This is a genomic window from Neiella holothuriorum (assembly GCF_019457915.1).
GTDB lineage: Bacteria > Pseudomonadota > Gammaproteobacteria > Enterobacterales > Neiellaceae > Neiella > Neiella holothuriorum.
Genome location: NZ_JAHZSS010000011.1, coordinates 24,417 through 43,033, shown reverse-complemented (window position 1 = coordinate 43,033; position 18,617 = coordinate 24,417). Strand labels below are relative to the sequence as shown.

At 45.7% G+C, this 18,617-nt stretch carries 16 protein-coding genes; 13 read left to right on the top strand and 3 right to left on the bottom strand.

The annotated features are described in order from the left end of the window. Positions 1–109 precede the first annotated feature (109 nt). The 8 genes from abiEi (at position 110) to K0504_RS10345 (ending at position 8,275) form a co-directional block, all read left to right on the top strand. Positions 110–640 carry a type IV toxin-antitoxin system AbiEi family antitoxin gene (gene abiEi / locus K0504_RS10380; RefSeq protein WP_220104124.1) on the top strand — a complete coding sequence of 177 codons (531 nt, stop codon included), beginning with the start codon at positions 110–112 and terminating at the stop codon, positions 638–640. Continuing rightward, positions 640–1,530 (top strand): nucleotidyl transferase AbiEii/AbiGii toxin family protein, encoded by an 891-nt coding sequence (locus K0504_RS10375; protein ID WP_220104123.1) that lies wholly within the window; start codon positions 640–642, stop codon positions 1,528–1,530. Before abiEi ends, K0504_RS10375 begins: the two co-directional genes overlap by 1 nt. Positions 1,531–2,286: 756 nt before the next feature. Further along, entirely contained in the window at positions 2,287–3,030 is a 744-nt protein-coding gene (locus tag K0504_RS10370; protein ID WP_220104122.1) for a hypothetical protein, read from the top strand. Between the two features lie 20 nt (positions 3,031–3,050). Then, a complete protein-coding gene (locus K0504_RS10365; protein ID WP_220104121.1) occupies positions 3,051–3,245 on the top strand; it encodes a helix-turn-helix transcriptional regulator in 195 nt (64 codons plus the stop codon). A gap of 398 nt (positions 3,246–3,643) precedes the next feature. Beyond that, entirely contained in the window at positions 3,644–3,853 is a 210-nt protein-coding gene (locus K0504_RS10360; protein ID WP_220104120.1) for a helix-turn-helix transcriptional regulator, read from the top strand. Continuing rightward, positions 3,846–4,586, top strand: a complete 741-nt coding sequence (locus K0504_RS10355; protein ID WP_220104119.1) for a hypothetical protein — start codon at positions 3,846–3,848, stop codon at positions 4,584–4,586. The genes K0504_RS10360 and K0504_RS10355 overlap by 8 nt, the downstream gene beginning before the upstream one ends. Beyond that, positions 4,570–5,841 carry a hypothetical protein gene (locus K0504_RS10350; RefSeq protein WP_220104118.1) on the top strand — a complete coding sequence of 424 codons (1,272 nt, stop codon included), beginning with the start codon at positions 4,570–4,572 and terminating at the stop codon, positions 5,839–5,841. Before K0504_RS10355 ends, K0504_RS10350 begins: the two co-directional genes overlap by 17 nt. Then, positions 5,834–8,275, top strand: a complete 2,442-nt coding sequence (locus K0504_RS10345; protein WP_220104117.1) for a site-specific integrase — start codon at positions 5,834–5,836, stop codon at positions 8,273–8,275. Before K0504_RS10350 ends, K0504_RS10345 begins: the two co-directional genes overlap by 8 nt. Positions 8,276–8,619: 344 nt before the next feature. Here K0504_RS10345 and K0504_RS10340 read toward each other — a convergent pair whose 3' ends face one another. The 3 genes from K0504_RS10340 to K0504_RS10330 form a co-directional block, all read right to left on the bottom strand. After that, positions 8,620–9,633 (bottom strand): nuclease-related domain-containing protein, encoded by a 1,014-nt coding sequence (locus tag K0504_RS10340; RefSeq protein WP_220104116.1) that lies wholly within the window; start codon positions 9,631–9,633, stop codon positions 8,620–8,622. Between the two features lies 1 nt (position 9,634). Continuing rightward, positions 9,635–10,255: a cold shock and DUF1294 domain-containing protein gene (locus tag K0504_RS10335; protein ID WP_220104115.1), complete on the bottom strand. Its 621-nt coding sequence runs from the start codon at positions 10,253–10,255 to the stop codon at positions 9,635–9,637. 197 nt (positions 10,256–10,452) lie between these two features. Then, positions 10,453–12,006, bottom strand: coding sequence for a class I SAM-dependent methyltransferase (locus K0504_RS10330; protein ID WP_318837961.1), 1,554 nt, complete (start codon positions 12,004–12,006; stop codon positions 10,453–10,455). A gap of 202 nt (positions 12,007–12,208) precedes the next feature. Here K0504_RS10330 and K0504_RS10325 point away from each other — a divergent pair, with 202 nt between their 5' ends. Genes K0504_RS10325 through brxC form a run of 5 tightly spaced genes read left to right on the top strand, consistent with a single transcriptional unit; the run spans position 12,209 to position 18,611 of the window. Next, positions 12,209–13,117 (top strand): WYL domain-containing protein, encoded by a 909-nt coding sequence (locus K0504_RS10325; RefSeq protein ID WP_225918081.1) that lies wholly within the window; start codon positions 12,209–12,211, stop codon positions 13,115–13,117. Beyond that, positions 13,117–13,623 carry a BrxE family protein gene (locus tag K0504_RS10320; RefSeq protein ID WP_220104114.1) on the top strand — a complete coding sequence of 169 codons (507 nt, stop codon included), beginning with the start codon at positions 13,117–13,119 and terminating at the stop codon, positions 13,621–13,623. The genes K0504_RS10325 and K0504_RS10320 overlap by 1 nt, the downstream gene beginning before the upstream one ends. 2 nt (positions 13,624–13,625) lie before the next feature. Then, entirely contained in the window at positions 13,626–14,402 is a 777-nt protein-coding gene (locus tag K0504_RS10315; protein ID WP_220104113.1) for a BrxA family protein, read from the top strand. After that, positions 14,389–14,973, top strand: a complete 585-nt coding sequence (locus K0504_RS10310; protein ID WP_220104112.1) for a BREX protein BrxB domain-containing protein — start codon at positions 14,389–14,391, stop codon at positions 14,971–14,973. The genes K0504_RS10315 and K0504_RS10310 overlap by 14 nt, the downstream gene beginning before the upstream one ends. 11 nt (positions 14,974–14,984) lie before the next feature. After that, positions 14,985–18,611, top strand: a complete 3,627-nt coding sequence (brxC, locus tag K0504_RS10305) for a BREX system P-loop protein BrxC (protein WP_220104111.1) — start codon at positions 14,985–14,987, stop codon at positions 18,609–18,611. The last annotated feature ends 6 nt before the right edge of the window (positions 18,612–18,617 follow it).

The following is an 18,617-nucleotide window of genomic DNA, read 5'->3' as shown; positions in this document are numbered from 1 at the left end:
CAGATAAACAAACTCGCTCCCACTTGGATGCTTTATGTAGTCGGACAGTGCCTTAATGAAGATGCAGTGGTTTACAATTTATAACCATATAGGTAATAATTTGTAGACCATGAAAACAAGACGAGAACGCCTGCTATCAGCTATGTCTGAGGCGGAAAAAGCCGGCGGTGGCATTCATACCACCCGAGAACTTGCCTTTATGATAGGCGAGCGGCATACCCCTGCGTTTACTAAATTTCTTGCCGAGTGCGTTAAAAGTGGGATATTGAGGCGCGTTAGCTCCGGCCTTTTTGAAAGTACCTTGACTCCGCCGTCTGCTGATAAGGCGATCAGCCAAGTCATCAACAAGCTGCGCTCAGGCGTAATTAACTACATCAGCCTTGAGAGTGAGTTAAGCCACACCGGTCATATATCCCAAATCCCAATGGGGCATGTCACGGTCATGACCAAAGGGCGAAGCGGAACGTTCGAAACGCCCTATGGCACGATCGAATTCATTCATACCAAAAAGCCATTAAGCAGCATTGGCCCGCATCTGTATTTTGATCCTGGTATGAGCATGTATCGGGCCGATACAACGCTGGCGATTGCCGATCTAAAAGCGTGTAACCGGAACACCCAAATGCTGGAGAGTATTTAATGCTGAGTGAACACTTAAAGCGCATCATCCAAGCTAACCCTGAATATACCGCCATAACGCCAGTCATTGAAAAAGAGATTCTCCATCACGACATTATGGATGTTTTAGTCACTCAGGGGGCTATGCAATCTCTCACATTTATTGGTGGTACATCACTTCGTATGTGCTACAACAGTTCGCGACTTTCAGAAGACTTAGACTTTAACGGTGGTTTCAATTTCAAACCGTCCGATTTCGATGGACTAGAGCTAGATATAAAGCAGTATATTGAGAAGAAATACGAGACCGATGTCTATGTAGGTAAGCCGAGCGCAGAAGCTCAAGGTGATACATCGTCTTGGAAAATCAGCATTGAAAAAGAACCCAATCGACCGGACTTGCCACGTCAAAAGATGCATATTGATGTCTGTGCCATCCCATCATTTGAGTCAGAAAGGCGACCGCTTGTGAATCACTACAACCTTGTGGTGCCAACAGAAGGTCTGTTAATTCCTGTTCAATCGCTTAATGAAGCGCTGGCCGACAAGTTGATTGCACTGGCTTATCGATCTCGACGGATTAAACCGCGTGATGTCTGGGATATTGCATGGCTAAAACAAAAAGGCGTCACGCTGTCGAGCCTATTGATCGATAAGAAGCTAGACGCGCGTGGCAAGAATGGGGCTGACTTCAAAGAAAACCTAGCTCAGCAAGTCAATCGCTTGCTGACAGATGACGAAGTGAGAGTTGATTTCATCAATGAGATTAGTCGATTTGTGCCAAGCGCAATCAAAGCGCGAACGCTAGATAACCCCGACTACTGGCCCTACGTTAAAAACGTCGTTCAGGAGATCTCTGCCCCTTTGTTTTCGGAGTCAGCAACAGGCCATCCGTTTGACATGGGAATGTAGGCATTTGCGAGTATCGTCACCTTTAGGTCATTGGTTGCCGTCCCGTTATTCAGTATTCAAATGATCCGCCAGCGAAACCACATTATCTGGAAGCGGTTCAGGTTCGCCTGATTGGAGCAAGAACTTCATCATAGCATCAACCGGTACGATTCTTTGCTTGCGTGACTTGAGTCGCTTCACCTGAGAGTTGAGGTAACAGGCCAATTCCATTGCTTGCTGACTTGCCAACTCAGATTGGCCATGTCGCTAAATGCTCACCAGCAAATGCGTTATTTCTGAGCGAGTCAGCTATCCGGTACTCAAAAGAGTTGGTTATTGTGACTTACGTCACTAAAATAACCCCGTTCAAGCTCTCGCTGAGCCATAAAAAGTTAATCATAAGTATTTAGGCGTAGCCGTTCGCACTGTCGCCGGCAAAGGTGCGAGTAACGAGTTGCGTCAGAGAAAATTCAGCGCGCTGTTGGTGTGATTTTTGGACTTGCAGTACATTGCTACAAGATAAAACTGAAAAAGTTTAGGTATCTGTAGTAGTAATGATTTGGCCAACAATGACCGACCCTGGCTCTTAACATCGAGAGGCGGGGTTTTTCTGCTGTTTGAAATGTAGTGATTAACGCGGCGAGTATGAACGTGGCAGAAAGCTGTAACGCTATATCGGTACGGGAGCCATCGAAACCATCGAAATGGTCATTCGCTAGTGCAACAGCGTCTTCATGTCATAAATGGGGCTCGACTATTTATGACAGGAAATGAACCATGGCTACTCCCTCTTTAATTAAGTTACGCCCAAGCGATTGCGACATTTTTGTCGAGTATAGTAACAGCGCTACGATGCATTGTTCACTCAATGACAAGTTATTCGTACAAGAATATCTAGAGATATTAAGTCAGCCGATTGCAGTTACCGCAGCAAACCAAGCGCTTCATCGTGAATTGATAAATATGGAGTTCAGTGAACAACTAATCACTGACCTTGTGGTTCTGTTCGAAATAGGACAATACGCCCAATTGGCGCCATCAAACTCAATTAGTTTACAGAAATTGGCATGGTCCCATGAGTGTTACTTGGCTCAAGTTCACCCTTTTAGGTTGTTTGTCGCAAACCCAAAGAAGTTGAAGGGACATTTGCTGGTTGCTGAGTTAAATAGCGAACAATCACAAGTGGCGGCCTATTGGGCGATTGAAAAAGCGCTTGTGGATGGCCATCAAAGCTTTCTTAGCCGTAGCACTGAACTATATGATCGAAGCCACTTCAGCGCTTCAGAGCAACTATTGCTGGATGCAGCGATTGCACAAGATATAGAGTCGGCTCGACACCTTGCGTTTGCGACACGAGAAATGGTGTTGCTGCGGTTAGCACGAAAATTTGCCGCGCATCCATCACCGATCGGAGGTTTAGCGCCCCGCGAGTTCGCGCAGCTGTGTAGAAATGTGCAATCAATATTGATGCGATTAACGCGGCCAAGCCAACAGTCAATGATTAAGCCAAAGCGGCAATAGTATTTTTACTGGAGAGTGACATGACGACTCGAATCTTGTCATTAAAAGACGTGAAATCGCGGGTTAGTTTATCACGCAGTACTATTTATCGCCGCATGGCCGCTGGTGTATTCCCCATCGCAATTTCACTTGGTTGCCGGCGGGTCGGTTGGCTTGAAAGCGAAGTTGATACGTGGCTGAAGAAACAGATCACTATTCGCGACAACTGTAGGTAGTCATCAAGCGGCCTGATACTCGGGACCATTTGAGCATGAAATAGTGGCGCTTGCATGAATGCGGGCGCCGCTGCTTTATTAATTTGTTTTATTTCAGTTGGTTACATCGAGTTAAAAAACTTCCAGTTACATCGTAAATTCGTTGTTTATAGTTGGCCTTTATATAGGTTGAGCTTTTTTTGGGACCAAAAACGGTTTATCACACGCAGGGTTGAACCATCACGAAGTGCAAACGGTGCGATGCCAATACTTCATGAAACCAATCGACATGCAGTCTGCGCCAGTTTTCTGTCGGCGGATCGCAGCTATTGTTTTGGCTAATCACTAGTCCGCTAAATCTCTTACGTATTTAAGTTAACCAAGTAGTTACTCGAGCAACATGAAACGAGTAATTAAACATGACCAAATTAAAACGATTGCTGACGCTTCGCGAAGTGATGGAATTGACGACGCTGAGCCGCGCAACAATCTACCGCAAAATGGAACTGGGAACCTTCCCTAAGCCAGTTCAAATTAGCAAGCGCCGTGTCGCTTGGCGCACATCTGATGTGAACGCTTGGATTGATGCCAAGTTGGCTGGCCAAGAGTGGGAGGCGGGTGATGAGTAAATTCGAGTTGGTAAATGTCGATGATTTCTTCAAGCCTGCGATAAACGAACCATTCATACAAGGGTTAGATGATTTGGCAAAAGATATAGATTTTGCTGATCCGGGGAGCTTTGGTGCTATGCCTGTGGTTACAAAAATCGTTATCGATGATGAGTGTTTGCATGTGGGTAACAGGCGAACTCAGAACAAAACGCAGTTCATTGCTGGGTACCTAAGCGCAAAGCAGGCAATTGAATATACGCAGTCAATTGCGGTTGTTGAGGAACACCATTTCACACATGTGCTGTCAGCGTTCGAGTTGCTGTATTTTGAACTCTGTCGTATTCCAAGTTGTGGTCAACGTGACAAAGTTCAGCGAGCATTTGCGCTCATTTTGCACGTTCAAGAGCGTTTGGTGGCGGAACATTTTAACTGTATTAGTCACACTAAGTACCTAACGCAATGTGGATTCAGCGAAAGTTCGCATATTTCAGATATGCGCGGCTATACAAAAACGACAGGAAGTGAGGGCAACACATTTGCCGAAATCATGACTTGGGCATGTAAGATCGAATTGCTTTGTCAAAGCGTTGGTATAGATCTTCCTGCGTTGGTGAGCAGTGATGAGCAGAAAATAATGCTCGAAAATGACGAAGTGTTTGATCACTTGCCTCAAAAAAATAATGCAAATTCAACTGGGGCAGCCTCAAGTCAAGACGTGGTGCAGGAGGTGGAAAATGAAGATCCATCCTGACGATGTCGAGCGTGCATTAGCTGTTGCTGTGTCCAGTTCGAATTCAAATGAGCTAGGGTGTGGTTTGCTGTCCGCTACACTCTTGACTGGATTAAAGGCCCATCGATATTTCCCTACCTCACTCGACGCGCAGCCAACTATTACAACGGCTGACTTTAAAGGCCAGCGTTGCCTAGCCATTCAATCCCGAGCAACTGATTTGAAGTTACAGCCATCAGATAATTCGTTAGTGACTGACGTTGACCGTTCGGCACGCTTATTCTTGCCTCCGGTGTGTATGAGTGCATTGATAAACGACCTCGACCATTTCACGACTGTTGATGATGCGAGTCAAATCGTCATGGCGCTTTTGAAGCGCCATGGATTTCCACGGCATGTCAGTTGGTATCGCCTTATTGAAAAATCGGCCGAGATCTTGAGGCATGCGAACTTCGTCAGTGCCCAGTTGTATGGCTCAGAGCATGCAGCGTGCTATACCGCAGAGAACTCGGCGGAGTTGGCACTTCGCCATTTTGAGGTCACATCAGATTGGCTGAAGCGAATTGGGGTGGATATCCACTGGCCGGAACCGGTTGTTTCATCACCAAATAATTATGTAGGCACACAAGGAGTGGTGCACAACGAAGGGTTACGTGATTTGGTTCGGCGCTGTCAAAAGCGTGTTTTACAAACACGGGCTCGCTTCGAGCAGTTAACGTCCTTACCTAATCGGGTTGACTACCACAATGCGCTGTCCGCGAAAGGGTACTTGTTGATGATGCTTGGCTGTGCCTCTCGGGCTCTGACAAAACAAGGCGTTCGGCTGTGTGATATCGACCTGACTGAGCGAATTATCCGACCCAACAACAAGCGCACGGATGACAAACGAGCCATTCCATTTGCCAAGGTATCGGCCGCGGCAGTTCAGGATTATGTCGATTGGCTTCACGCCCAGCAAGGTGTCATCGCAGCACTAGTTGCGGATGAGCTGTCATCCCAGCGAACTTTGTTCAGTTTGGTAGAGATAAATGGCTTGTCGATAACGGTAAAGCCAATGACCATGGTGTTGTTAAATGAGTACCTGTTTGGTGATCAAACCATAGTAAACAATTGGACCCGAAAAACGTCCTACACTGCCTTATCTGATTTTGCCCTAAGCCAGCAACTCAATGCATTTGTTGATCATGATGGCGCCAAAGCCACGGTAGCCGAATTGTTAGAGCTAGAAAGTATGTTAAATCGTTGGTTGTCGGACCTCGTCGGTAGCGATGAATAGCAACGATTTTGAAGACCTGGGCAAGCGCATTATCGGTATTCTGGACGCATCAGATGCGGCCAGAACCCATAAACTTGCGTCAGCGTTTGCCTTGTCGGTCATGTTGTACGGTGGCCTGCTGCGTGAGGCCGAGTGGAAGGCCGTTATTAAAAGTGTTGGTTGCAAAGGAGCGTTGCAAACGTGCCGCCAAAAGATATGGTTGAATTACACCGTTGCCGCAGGAGCCACTCCGTTGGGCAATATGCGCAACATCACGGATATGAGTATTTATTTGGAGGAGCGTTGGCACCCAGACAATGTGTCGCTTGCGCTGTTGCTGCTATTAGTGCGCCGTAGCCAAGACGAACTAGCTGAGGTTATGAATAGTCTGTCGTGGGCCAGCATTGCGGCGGAGTTTTCAATTGATTGCTCTTATAGCGACTGCCGTGATGCCATAGCACAGAACTTTTTTGAACTAAGGAGAGGTAAGTTATCACCATACCTTGTAAAAATTACGACCGGCGAATACTCAACCGTCAGCCTTGACCACCAACGTCATCGGGTATTTGAGACCGGCATTGAAGAGAATTGCCCCACTCGTCGCCTAAGCGTATCAGATGGTGAAAGCGACTTAGAGCCACGCTCCGACAAAGTCTTCCACAACGATATCAAATTACTCAAACAAGCATTGCCAACCCGGCCTTCAATCAATCGATCGGCAGGCGCTAAGCGTATTCGAACTTGCCTGCCCCAACTCAGCCCCGCCGGACAGCTTCTGGGCCAATGGCTCATATACAAGCTTGAGCGCAAGGACATCCAAGTGTCTACCGCTCACAGTTATGTCAATCTCGCAGGCAGCCCGCTGCTGACTTGGCTCGATAGAATCCAGCGTGGTATATGTGATGAGTTTGGTGTTGATGACAGCAATCTATCGACGCGCATCAATGGCGTGTCAGCAAAATTGGCAAACGACTACCAAGCAGAAAACAAATCGGATGAATCGCAGCGCGTTGCCAATCAGGTCTTAAATGACTTGTATGGTGTTAGAAATCGAAGGACTGGTGTTGGTGCCAAATTCGTGAATGCAGCGCGGGTGAATAATACGCAATTGCATGCACTTCTTAGCGCTGGAAACGATGAATTGTCGCTTGCTGCTTGGTATGTGTGGCTGACAATATTAAATACCGTGGGCTTAAGAGAATCAGAGCTATTTCCTGTTCGCGCAGACGATGTGGTATTTCGCACAAGTGGCGAAGTTGAGCTTCACATTCACCGCATTATTAAAACTTTAAATGCCAACCGCATCGTGTTCATGAATGAGCCACTCATCCAGCTGTGGCTAGCGATTCGCAAATCGCTATCACCTCAACAAGCGCCCATGTTGATGCCTTTAGGGCGCCCATCCAACAAACACGATGTTTCAAGGATTGTGAACAGCAGCATAAGAAAGATTAGCCGCGATGCTGACAGAGTCGCACACAGCTTTCGTCATAGCGTGGCATCCAGCCTATTTGAATCGATTGTTCGGCAGCATGCAGAAGGAGCTTTTGGCGACCAGTTGCTCGATTCGCTACTCGACGAGTTGGCGGAAGACATGGGACATGGTCATATCAGAACAACATTGGCTCACTACATTCATTCTGCTCATGAATGCATCGCAGAGCGACTCAATCAGATGGTGCCAGCTTTGAAGCCTTCAACCATGCGGCAGTTGCTTGGTGAGCATTATCAGTACCATCAAGGTCAATTGTCAGAGCGTGAATTCCAGCGGCAAAAATTGATTACTGCATTTAAAGCTGCAGAGGCCGTTGTCACGCTTGGGGTCAAGAAAGGTCGGCCCGCCCAAATTAATACGCCGGTCACTAACATCGGACCCGAGCTGCCAAACTTGATGATAGGTATTAGTATGCCTGACGGCCCGTTACCCAAAGCCCAACAATCCTTAAAAGAGGGCTGTGCAAAGGCTCTAGCATGCATCAAGCAGTATCATCCAAACCTGTGCAAATTTGGCACTGAAATGACATTGCCAATGCCTCGTTCGCCAGATGAACGCCGGCTGTTTGAACACGGACTTTGGTCGGTGCTTCAAGCCATTGAATGCAAGCGTCTCAAAACAAATGACTTGAAGTGCGCAATTGAATGTTATGAGCAAGCAGGACAAGCACGATTCACCTGCTCGACGACACAACAAGCCAAGCAAGTAATAGCATTTATTGATGCGTTGGGCGGCGCTGAAGCTATATCGCAATCCAACCACTCTATTGAAATCCGCTTGATTGCCGATGACCGAGGCCTTCGTTTATCTGACTGGCGCCGCTTTGTTACGCGCGAGCAACGAGCGGATTGTACCTTTACTCGAGCAGTCCTAAGTATTCAAATGAGCTACAACAATCGCTCATCCACAGCCATGCGACCGCTACTTATGCTCTTTGCGTTACACTGCCTCTCGCTATAACTGCGTTTGATTGTTAAAGAATAAACCGTAGATCTGCGACTCCTTCTCTAACAATCTAAGACAGAGCGGTGCGGTAGTTTCGACCATTCGAGCACAGTTATGTGGTGAGTTATCCGGTGCCTAAGCACAGATCTTCGGCAAGCATTGTGAGCTGGTTATGCAAAGCTGCGGACTGCACTAGCTCAACCGACCGCAGGTTTATCATCATCAAGGATTTTGTTGGAACCTATTAGTATCGAATTTTTGCAAGGGAAAGTCGATTAATAGTCATATTAAACAATGGTTTATGTTGATGGTTATGAATTCGCAAAAAGCCATTTTTGAACTATCGATTTTCGGTTTACCTAGTTTCGCGTTTTTTCTAAGTAGTCGATATGGGATCTGTTGGTTTTAGCTGAACGCTCAAGTCGCACATGATCCAAGTGTTGCGCGATATGTTTGAGCTCGTCTGCGTCGATGATTCTGTCAGAAAATGACTTGATATAAAGTGCCATGGCCGCAGGTTTACCAACGTTGCCCGGCATTTTCGTTTTCAATTGTGCCGCATCTGTGAAGACGATGACCGATCGAAATTGTTCATGTGCGACATTAAGTAGCATCGCGAGTGCTTTTGTGTGCTTATAGTTTTGACGTATAGGGTTTTGAAATCGGAACGATTTTCGACCGATTGTTTGAGTCCACATGCTTTGGTGTTGGTGTCCAAAGATCCAGCCTGTCATGTTTTTAGTTTCAATGACGAATATGGCAAACTGCGACAGCACAACGTGGTCGATCTGCGTTGTTCCACCATCCGCCAAAGACAAGGTCACATCGTTGAGTATTGTGTAGTCTTGCTCATTCAAATGTTTTTGCAGAACCCGTGTCACCTCCGCTTCACCCAAACGTCCTTTTAGCACTTTGAAATAACGTCGAGCCGCTCCTGTGCGCATGATTATCGTGATAAGGAATAATATCGCAATGCAGATAACTAACAGGGTTGGCATACGCGTTACGGCCGAGGGTTTATTGATGTTGGAGTTGATTGCACCATGTTGCTGATCTAGGCCCTTCGCCACCGAAGGATGGCTTAACGGCCGTTGCGAAGCAACGGTTAGTGGTTTCTGCTGCCCATTCTGGTTTTTGGGCGAAGGCAGTTTCTGTTGGTGACGCACCGGTGTTGGCGATACGCAGTGTCGATCTAAGACTGCTTGATTACGAACAACATAACTGGATTGTTCACCATATTTCCGGCTGTCTTGCTCTATTTGCTGCTGTATGAGTAGGCAGGCTGATTCAGTATATTGCTGGTCACCAAATACGGGGGTAGCAATGACCACTACAAACACTAAGATCCAATTTTTTGTGAATATTCGCTCCATATTATGCACCGAATGCCGCTAGCGCTTGCTGCCCTTGACCCGATAGCAACCACATGACTGCCGTAATATTGCAAATCACAGTGCCCCAATAAACGGCTCGGAATGATTGCTTCTTGGACTTATGGCGAAGCAGTTGCTGGGCAATGGCAGCGCCCGGCCAACCGCCGGCTAAAGCAAGCAAGTGCAGCGTACTTTCAGGCGTTCGCCAAGCACCACGTTGTGCTTTTAATTTGTCCCATGCGTACGCTACAAATGTGAATACGTTGAGCCCTAATAGCGCAACAACTAGCTTCACTGGCAGCAACCCCAAAATGCCGATAGCGGCCAAAACAACGAGCCAAGTCAGAGCTAGATAGACTGAGCCTTTTCCTGGTTTTTTACCTGATGTTTTGGTCTTAGACTGGCGCACAGCCTCCCCAGCAAACACTGCATTGGCGGCACACGGTCGGTCTTGGTTGTCTTGACTCAACGTGAAGGTGACAATGTCGCCGGCCTTTGGGGCTCTGGATCGGTTAGCAAATGCATTCTTATGAATAAATATTTGCTTGTCACCGGTGGTTGGGGTGATAAAGCCATAGGCTTTTTGCTCATTCCATTGAGCCAGCTTTCCTTTTAAGCGCATATATCAGTTCCTTTTAGTCGCTTGTATTACCATTCCATTAGTTGCTGGGTTTCGTGTAGTCGTTCGCGCTGCATCAGCATCGCTTCAAATACGTCGGTTACCGAGTCAGAGCCAACATTCAACCCTGGCAGGGCAGCGATTGCTTCAGCATAGAAACGTTGTTGCTGTATCGGTTGGTCATGCCACGCCAGTTGCCATCAATCGATGATGACATCACGAGCGGCGTTCATTCGTTTCGACGTGGGCAACTTATCAGACTTTTGTAGATTCAATTTTGATGTTGCTGGCAACAGGTTCCAAAAATCATTATTTGGCCAACGCGAAAATGGCATGCAGTGATCCACGGCGTAGCTTGTGGGTAATGACTTGCCCGACCAAACGCAGCGGATATCGCTATTTGCCTGTTGAAGCTCATCTACTCGTCGTCGCACTTGCGATGTATTGTGCTCTGCTCGCTGCCATTGCAAGCTGCCGAATAGTTCACTTCGCGAGAAGTGGCTGTTGGATTTAAATCCGCCAACCACATTGACCCATTCGCTCACTAAAACCGGCTCCACCCAACAGGCATATCGACTTAAGCTCAACCACAGCGACTCGGGTAACTCGAATTCTCCCCAACGCCAAAGGCTTTCAATATCAACAAACAAGGTATCTTTAGCTTTGACCGTTTTGCTATGAACATGGAATACCTGATCATCGGTATTGGGCAGTGAGATGTACTTGCAGGGCATATCGCGGATGGTATGGCTGCACTGGCTCAATGTACGGTGCATTGCGATTGCCTCATCGCCAGTAAATAGCCTACCTATTGCAAAGTCATCTGCGGCAATGTGAGTAAGCTTACGCCAACCATCGTCTTTGATAAAACCAAGCCCCCGATTGGGATTCGAGCTCTGTTTTATGTCATAGACGTCGACTAATCGCTTGTACTGCTGACACCAAAATAAAGCCACTAAGCCCATCGGCAGTAACACTGATTTACCTTCGCGGCGAGCGGCACCTGGGCAACCATCGGCAATGCGCAAAAGTACGCGCAATAGGGCTAATTTGTACGATGCGCTTTTGTTGTCATTGACCGCAATATGACGAATCAATGGAAATGCACCAGTGCCATCATCGGGCAAGGTCAGTACGACCGTTTGCCAACTGACTTCTTGGCGGTTGAGCTGATCTTCAGAATCCGAAACCTGCTTGCTCAGCTGCAGGCCCAATCGGTTCGCAATGGCTTTTATTTCGTCAATGCTGACCTTATGCATGATGCGTTCATCGGGGCTTGGCCCATGCCGCAGGGACATCACGATTTTGCCGCCTGGCCTAAGCAAGTTCGCCATTTTGCGCAGAGCACGTTCGCGCGAAGACTCAGGAATATGCATCCAAACCGCGCTGAGTAAGATCAGATCGTAAGTGAGATTCAGTGAATAGGTTTTCTCAAGAGCGGGTAGGGCATCAGTCACCCAGTGAACATTCAACCCTTGGGTGAGCTGTTTACCATATTGGGCTAACGCTTCAGCGGGCTCAACGGCGATGACGCTCAAATTAACCTCACGGCCTAGCTCGGCCATACGAGCGGCATCACGGCCAGAACCAGCTCCGATATCGAGCACTCGGGGAGATTGTTTACTCAACAACTGCTGAAGTTCGCCATCCCAAGCCTTGTGAACCTGCTCAAAAGCGACAGAAGCGTACTGCTTATTCATTTCCGCTGCATGCAGGTTATAGAAATTGGTGTTGGTGGACTTGGGGTACTTCACTGCTGCTACTCCTTCAGCGGTGTTTGGATATTGAATTTAGCATGCTGCTATGACTAAGACTAATGACTGCCAACGTGCAGAATTTAATCGGATTATCCATTGGCTGACTATCTAATCAGAACTCTAAGTTATTAACTTGAGCTTCATCAAACATCACCCATTGAAGTATGTATCCAAATGATACAAACTGCGATTCCAGTCAATGGATAAGTATCAAGGAAACGCTGTGATCCCTGAAGACGTTAATTACGCCCAAAAGCAACGACTCGCCTACATCGATTTCAAGCTGCTGTTTGCTGGTTACGTCACTCGCAGTGAAATCGTTAAGCGATTTGAATTAGGGCTCGCTGCTGCCAGTCGAGATTTGTCACTCTATAAAGAGCTGGCGCCAAATAACATGGCCTACGACAACGCGGTCAAAAAATATTTCATCACCAACTTGTTTAAGCCGCTGTTTAAGCATGATGCGCGTAAATCACTAATGAAGATTGCTCACCAGATATCAGATGGTTTTGATGCTGTAGGCGACGTTGAGTTTCCGGTCACGGCACCTACACAATTGAACGTGCCGGACATCTTCGTGGTGGCGCGTTTGTCACAGGCGGTGATCAACAAGCGGCCGGTTAAAGTCACCTACACAAGCTTAAGCAGTGGCACTAGTGAGCGAGAACTAGTGCCTCACACCATTGTTGATAATGGCTTGCGTTGGCATGTTCGCGCATACGATCGAAAATCTCAGTCGTTTCGTGATTTCGTGCTGACTCGCATAGGCGAGGTGACGGTGTTGCCAACAGAAGTGGATGAAGTCGAGTCGCAAAGCTATGACACTCATTGGAGAGCTCCAATTACTCTCGAACTTGTTCCTCACCCGAGCAACATCCAACATCCTGAAGCTATTGAAATGGATTATGGAATGGAAGAAGGAGTGCTTTGGATCAGTACCAAGGCTGCGTTAGCCGGTTATGTTTTAAGACGTTGGAATGTGGATTGTACTGAACGAGCTTCTCTCCAAGGAGCTGAATATCAACTTTGGCTCAGAAACGTTCAAGCATTAACAGGTGCAGAGAACTTAATGATTGCACCAGGTTATAAAGTAACAGGTATCAACTAATGGAAAATCAATTAATCGCAAAACTAGCTCAGCTTAGATACTTGGTTGGTTTTCTTGGAGAAAAGACTCAGCATAATTGGTGGTCTTCAAATTTTTTAACCCCCTCAACAAAGAAAATGCTGGAATTTACTTTTCCTAGAACAGCTCATCTGGCGCAATACGAAGCTGTTTCAGCTGCCGCAGCTCGGATACATGATGACTCAATTGGAGTCGGTAAATCGTTCCACTTATTTCGCCTTCCTGAGTATTTAGAAAAAGCGTTAGTCGATAAAATCCAGTCAGCACAAGCTGAAGATTTTGAATCACTTTTGGTATCAAAAGACAAAGCGTTAGCCGAGTTAAGTGAAATAATTGGCTCCGCAAGCCTTACTGGAGAAGGCCCCATAAGCCTGGGGCAGGTAAAAGCTAGTCAGTGGGAGCAGTCAATTGCACAAATGGCATCTGCTTACTTTCAAGCTTTTAACAATGGCACAAAATCATTTCCCTATTTCCAAAGTGATGTTTAGTCATGACTGAACAATTTTATACAACACAGCTTCAGGCTGGCTTAGGACTCAAAGAAGAAACAAAGGGGCTTTTTGAACTATGGCAACCTGGGATGGCCACACAAGATCTAATTGATACAGCTTTAGAATCAGGCTCGTTCCCCAATGTTACAGCAAGACGATTACGCAATATCGTTGCAGAGTGCTTCGTCCCACGATACTTGCGGAAAGAGGATACTGCCCAATTCGTGAAAGCGCTTTTGCCAAGCCTTTCTTCACTCGAAGTCAGTCAAATTTTCTACTTGTATACAGCAAGAGCCAATTACATATTGGCCGAATTCGTAAAAAACGTTTATTGGCAAAAATACGCTTCAGGCTATCAATGCATTCTCGCAGAGGACTCTAAAAGCTTTGTAGAGATGGGCTTGCAAGATGGCAAGATGAAGAAGCCCTGGTCGGAAACAACTATAAAACGAGTCTCTTCTTACCTCTTAGGTTGTTTGGTTGATTACAACTTCCTTGAAGTTGCAAGCAGAGCCGAACGTAGATTAACCCCTCCAAGATTGTCAGAACACGTTGCAGTGTACCTAGCCTATGAACTTCACTTTTCGGGACTAGGTGATAACGCAATAATTAATCACCCCGACTGGCAATTGTTTGGCTTAAGCCCTGGGGATGTAAGAGAAGAATTGAAGGCATTGGCTGTAAATAGGTACTGGATTATTCAAGCTGCTGGCGATGTTGTTCAGATTAGCTGGGCATACAAGAACATGGAGGAAGTTATAGATGTCATTGCTTAAATCAAATTTCGATGAGCTAGTTGCCAAGATAAAGCAGGGAAGAGAGTTTACACACGCAAGCTTTGAGCCCATTTACTACTTGGTTTTTTCGCCAGAAGATATTGTCGCAGTTAAACGACAAAAAAAAGCTTGGCTTTCCCGCCTGAAATCTGAAGGCTGGGTGGTGCATGAGTTTTCCATTGCTAAACAAATAGAACTGCTGCTCGAAAAAATTAATCCTGCGGTCAAAAAAATGTGGAATGCAGCGGATAAAAAGGATCCTCTCAATTTCGAAAAAGTCAGTCAATCAATCGAAAACACATTAAAGAAGGATGGCTCTGGTTTAAAGGACGTTTTTGCGAATTTTCTACTCGAGGCAGAGTCAGATCCGAATGCTTTGGTACTCGTGACCGACCTGGAAGCGCTTCATCCCTACCTTCGTATTGGTGCAATCGAATCAGGCCTGCAAGGCAAATTCAATGTACCGACCGTATTTTTATATCCTGGCGTGCGCACAGGAAAAACACGACTCAAATTTTTAGGTTTTTACCCTGAAGACGGTAACTATCGTTCTCTTCATGTAGGTGGTTAAAAGGAATAACAATGACAAATATCAGAACACTATTTGATTCAAGTAAAGGACTAGAGAGACGAATTGAAAAGGTCATTACCTATGGAAGTGCAGAGGAAAAAAACCTAAAAGCTGAAATCTCCGAGTACGTAGTTACTGATCACCTTTGTGAAAGCATGCATGAGCTTCTAGAACGTATGCAAACCGCAATGAACTCCAATGATGAAAATGAGATTGGTGTTTGGGTATCAGGTTTCTACGGCTCGGGTAAATCATCTCTTTCCAAGTACATTGGTATGGCCTTGGATGATCGTATCACTATTGAGGGAACACCTTTCCTGCAACACTTTTCCGACCGAATCCGCGACGCTCGAACCAAGGCCTTGTTGAATACAGTTGCGAAAAGATTCCCAGCTTCTGTAGTCATGGTTGATTTAGCCAGTGAACAATCTGCTGGTGCATCAATGGAAGACGTTGCAACTGTCTTATATAACAAGGTACTCAAGTGGGCTGGTTACTCAAGAAACTTGAAAGTAGCATCATTTGAGCGAAGGCTGAAAAAGGATGGCCGTTATGACGAATTTGAGCAGCTATTTTCAGCAATGCTAGAGGGTGAAACCTGGCAAAGCTACCAAGATGATCCATCCGTTGTTGATTTCATCATTCCAGAGTTGGCGCATCAAATGTACCCCAAATTCTGGCCTCACTCTGATAGCTTTAAGACAGATCATGAAGAGTTTGTTTTTACGGTAGAACAGCAAGCTCAAGAGATTATCGATATTGTTAGAGAAACCAGTGGTAAAGACTACTGTGTTTTCATTTTCGATGAGATTGGTAACTATGTAGGACCCAGAGAAAAGCTAATCTTCAAACTTCAGGGCTTTGCTCAGATCATTAAGCAGCTGGGCAAAGGTAAAGTTTGGATTTTCGGTACGGCCCAACAGACACTCGCTGAAGATGATAAGAGCGCAGCATTAAACTCTCCAGAACTCTATAAACTCATTGATAGATTTCCAATTGATATTCGTTTGAAATCAAGCGATATCAAAGAGATTTGTTATTTGCGCTTACTTGGAAAGTCATCTGATGGTGAAAATCAGCTCAAAGCACTTTTTGATAGTAATGGTCAGTCACTGCGTCATGCTACTAAATTAGAAGGTAACAAGTTTTATGAGGCAGATGTAGACGAAAAGTCGTTCGTCAATCTGTACCCATTTTTGCCCGCTCACTTTGAACTGCTACTTAATCTGCTGGGGGTTCTGGCGAAATCAACTGGGGGCATTGGTCTTCGTTCCGCCATTAAGGTTATTCATGATGTTCTGGTAGAGGGGAATGATGATCAGGCTCCTATTGCGGATCAAAATATCGGATGGCTTGCGACATCCGTGACTCTCTACGATGCACTTGAAAAAGATATTGGAGCAGCGTTCGCAACTAAACACAGGGCTGTTGGTCGGTTATATCAATCAAACTGGTATAACTCAGCTCTCCACCAAGGAGTCGCTAAAACAGTTGCTTTGCTAGAAATATTAAACAACCTGCCAATTACAAGACACAACGTAGCAGCTCTAATGCACGGGGATGTAACCGCTCAATCGCAAAAAGATGCAGTTGAACAAGCTATTGAAGACTTAATCAATGATCCCAAAGTGCCTCTGGGGGAAGAAAGCGGAGAGCTCAGGTTTTTCAGTGAAAAACTGAACGATATTGAGCAAGAACGCCATCAACTGCGCTTGCCTTCTGTTGAATTGAGAAAAATCATGAGCAGCGCGCTTCGAGATGTAATGAGTCCATTACCCAGCGTAAGTTTAAGCGGTGTACGCAGTGTCCAAACCGGTATCAAATACTGCAATGAAACAGGATTAGTCTCAGCATTAAACGGCGATAGAAATCCAATTCAAACAGTTATTGAGTTTGTATCAGCGACAGATTTTGATGTTGCTCGCACACGCCTTGTGGATGCCTCTCGCCACCACAAAAGTGAGATTTATCTATTAGCGAGAACCTCTCCAGACATCGATGAGTTAGTCAATGAAGCTTATCGATGTGATGAAATTGCAAACCGTTATCGCCAGGAAACAGAAAAAGAAGTAAAAGATTACTGCAAGGCACAGAAAGACAGAGCAACTAACCTCATTGGCCATATAGAAACCAAACTACGTCGCAGTTTGGTCAATGGTGAGTTTATTTTTGGTGGTAATGCCATAGCTGTTGAAGGCTACAGTCAAGAGCTGCTAGATGCATGTAAAAAGCATCTCTTGGATGCCGCTAAGAAAGTATTTGACCGATACCAAGAAGCTCCGGTACAAGCTGCAACAGCAATAGCCGAAAAATTTATTCGAGCAGATAAGTTAGACTCAATTATAAGTGAAATTGATCCGTTATCCTTGGTTGAAAAGAGCGGTGGCACCTACTCAATTAACGAAAGCCACCAAGCGATCACCAGTATTAAGGATTATATTGAGACTCGTGGCGGCGTCGATGGCAAAGTGCTTGCGGGTCATTTCTCTCGACCTCCTTTTGGCTGGTCTCAAGACACTCTTCGTTACCTTGTCGCCGCTATGTTTGTCGCCAGCCTAGTTAAGTTTAAGGTCTCAGGGACAGAGCTCACAAGCTCTGGGCAAAAAGCTATTGATGCGATTAAAACCAATAACACATTTAAAAATGTCGGCGTTAATCTGCGTGATGACAGGCCTTCTCCAGAAATGTGTCTACTCGCTTCAGAAAGGCTTACCGAATTAACTGGTGAATCTATTTTCCCAATGGAAGATGACATCAGTAAAGCTGCTGTGAAGTATTTTAATCAAGCGCAACACGACTTTGGCTCTTTAGCAATTGAACTTGAAAACCTTGGTATTCCAGGGCAGGAGAGAGCGGAAAGCTTGAGAAATGATTTAGCCAACATGTTGCTATCAGACTGCTCTGATGCGCCTCAGCGACTCGGAGCTGAAGAATCTCAGGTCTTTAGGTCATTGCAGTGGGCAGCTTCTGTGCAGCGCAGTTTTAAGCAAGGGCTAGACAACACATTAAAAACTTTAAATACACTGGTTCAAGCTATCAATGCTCTACCAGATGCGGGCAAACCAGGCCAATTGAAAGTTGATGCTAGTGAAGAGATCCAAGCATCTAATGAAATGCTGAAAAAAACAGACTTTTATGAGCACAGTGCAGACTTTAACACCACATTAACCAACTTAGGTTCATTGATGTCTTCAAGTGTTGATGAGCTACAAAAGCAACAAGAGTTAAGCATCGAGCAAGCTCAAACAGAAGCAGCCAACCATGCGGATTGGCATGAATTAACCATTGAAGAAAAAGAGCAAGAGCTTAAGCGGTTTGATGATCTAGCTTTAACCGTTGCAAGAGATGTGACAGGTCTAAATCAGTTAATTAGACAAGAATTTAACATTAGCCAGCGATTGAAGGATGTGAATCAGTCTGTTGCGCAAAAAGCACAAGCCAAACGGGCGCAACGGGTTGCTGAAGAAAAAGCTAAATATGAAAAAGAGGGAAAAACAAAGGTCGAACGCAAAATTTCGATTCCTAAACGAGTGACTCAAAGAGCTGAACTAGAACAGCTAATTCAAGTGCTACAACAGCTCAAAGGAGACTTAGAGCTAAACAGTGAAATCGAAATTCACTTAGATTTTGAGAGCTAATAGGAC

What these genes read in the sequence shown, in the direction of transcription:
- abiEi (WP_220104124.1), top strand. Translation starts at nt 110, where the DNA reads ATGAAAACAAGACGAGAACGCCTGCTATCAGCTATGTCTGAGGCGGAA.
- K0504_RS10375 (WP_220104123.1), top strand. Translation starts at nt 640, where the DNA reads ATGCTGAGTGAACACTTAAAGCGCATCATCCAAGCTAACCCTGAATAT.
- K0504_RS10370 (WP_220104122.1), top strand. Translation starts at nt 2,287, where the DNA reads ATGGCTACTCCCTCTTTAATTAAGTTACGCCCAAGCGATTGCGACATT.
- K0504_RS10365 (WP_220104121.1), top strand. Translation starts at nt 3,051, where the DNA reads ATGACGACTCGAATCTTGTCATTAAAAGACGTGAAATCGCGGGTTAGT.
- K0504_RS10360 (WP_220104120.1), top strand. Translation starts at nt 3,644, where the DNA reads ATGACCAAATTAAAACGATTGCTGACGCTTCGCGAAGTGATGGAATTG.
- K0504_RS10355 (WP_220104119.1), top strand. Translation starts at nt 3,846, where the DNA reads ATGAGTAAATTCGAGTTGGTAAATGTCGATGATTTCTTCAAGCCTGCG.
- K0504_RS10350 (WP_220104118.1), top strand. Translation starts at nt 4,570, where the DNA reads ATGAAGATCCATCCTGACGATGTCGAGCGTGCATTAGCTGTTGCTGTG.
- K0504_RS10345 (WP_220104117.1), top strand. Translation starts at nt 5,834, where the DNA reads ATGAATAGCAACGATTTTGAAGACCTGGGCAAGCGCATTATCGGTATT.
- K0504_RS10340 (WP_220104116.1), bottom strand. Translation starts at nt 9,633, where the DNA reads ATGGAGCGAATATTCACAAAAAATTGGATCTTAGTGTTTGTAGTGGTC.
- K0504_RS10335 (WP_220104115.1), bottom strand. Translation starts at nt 10,255, where the DNA reads ATGCGCTTAAAAGGAAAGCTGGCTCAATGGAATGAGCAAAAAGCCTAT.
- K0504_RS10325 (WP_225918081.1), top strand. Translation starts at nt 12,209, where the DNA reads ATGGATAAGTATCAAGGAAACGCTGTGATCCCTGAAGACGTTAATTAC.
- K0504_RS10320 (WP_220104114.1), top strand. Translation starts at nt 13,117, where the DNA reads ATGGAAAATCAATTAATCGCAAAACTAGCTCAGCTTAGATACTTGGTT.
- K0504_RS10315 (WP_220104113.1), top strand. Translation starts at nt 13,626, where the DNA reads ATGACTGAACAATTTTATACAACACAGCTTCAGGCTGGCTTAGGACTC.
- K0504_RS10310 (WP_220104112.1), top strand. Translation starts at nt 14,389, where the DNA reads ATGTCATTGCTTAAATCAAATTTCGATGAGCTAGTTGCCAAGATAAAG.
- brxC (WP_220104111.1), top strand. Translation starts at nt 14,985, where the DNA reads ATGACAAATATCAGAACACTATTTGATTCAAGTAAAGGACTAGAGAGA.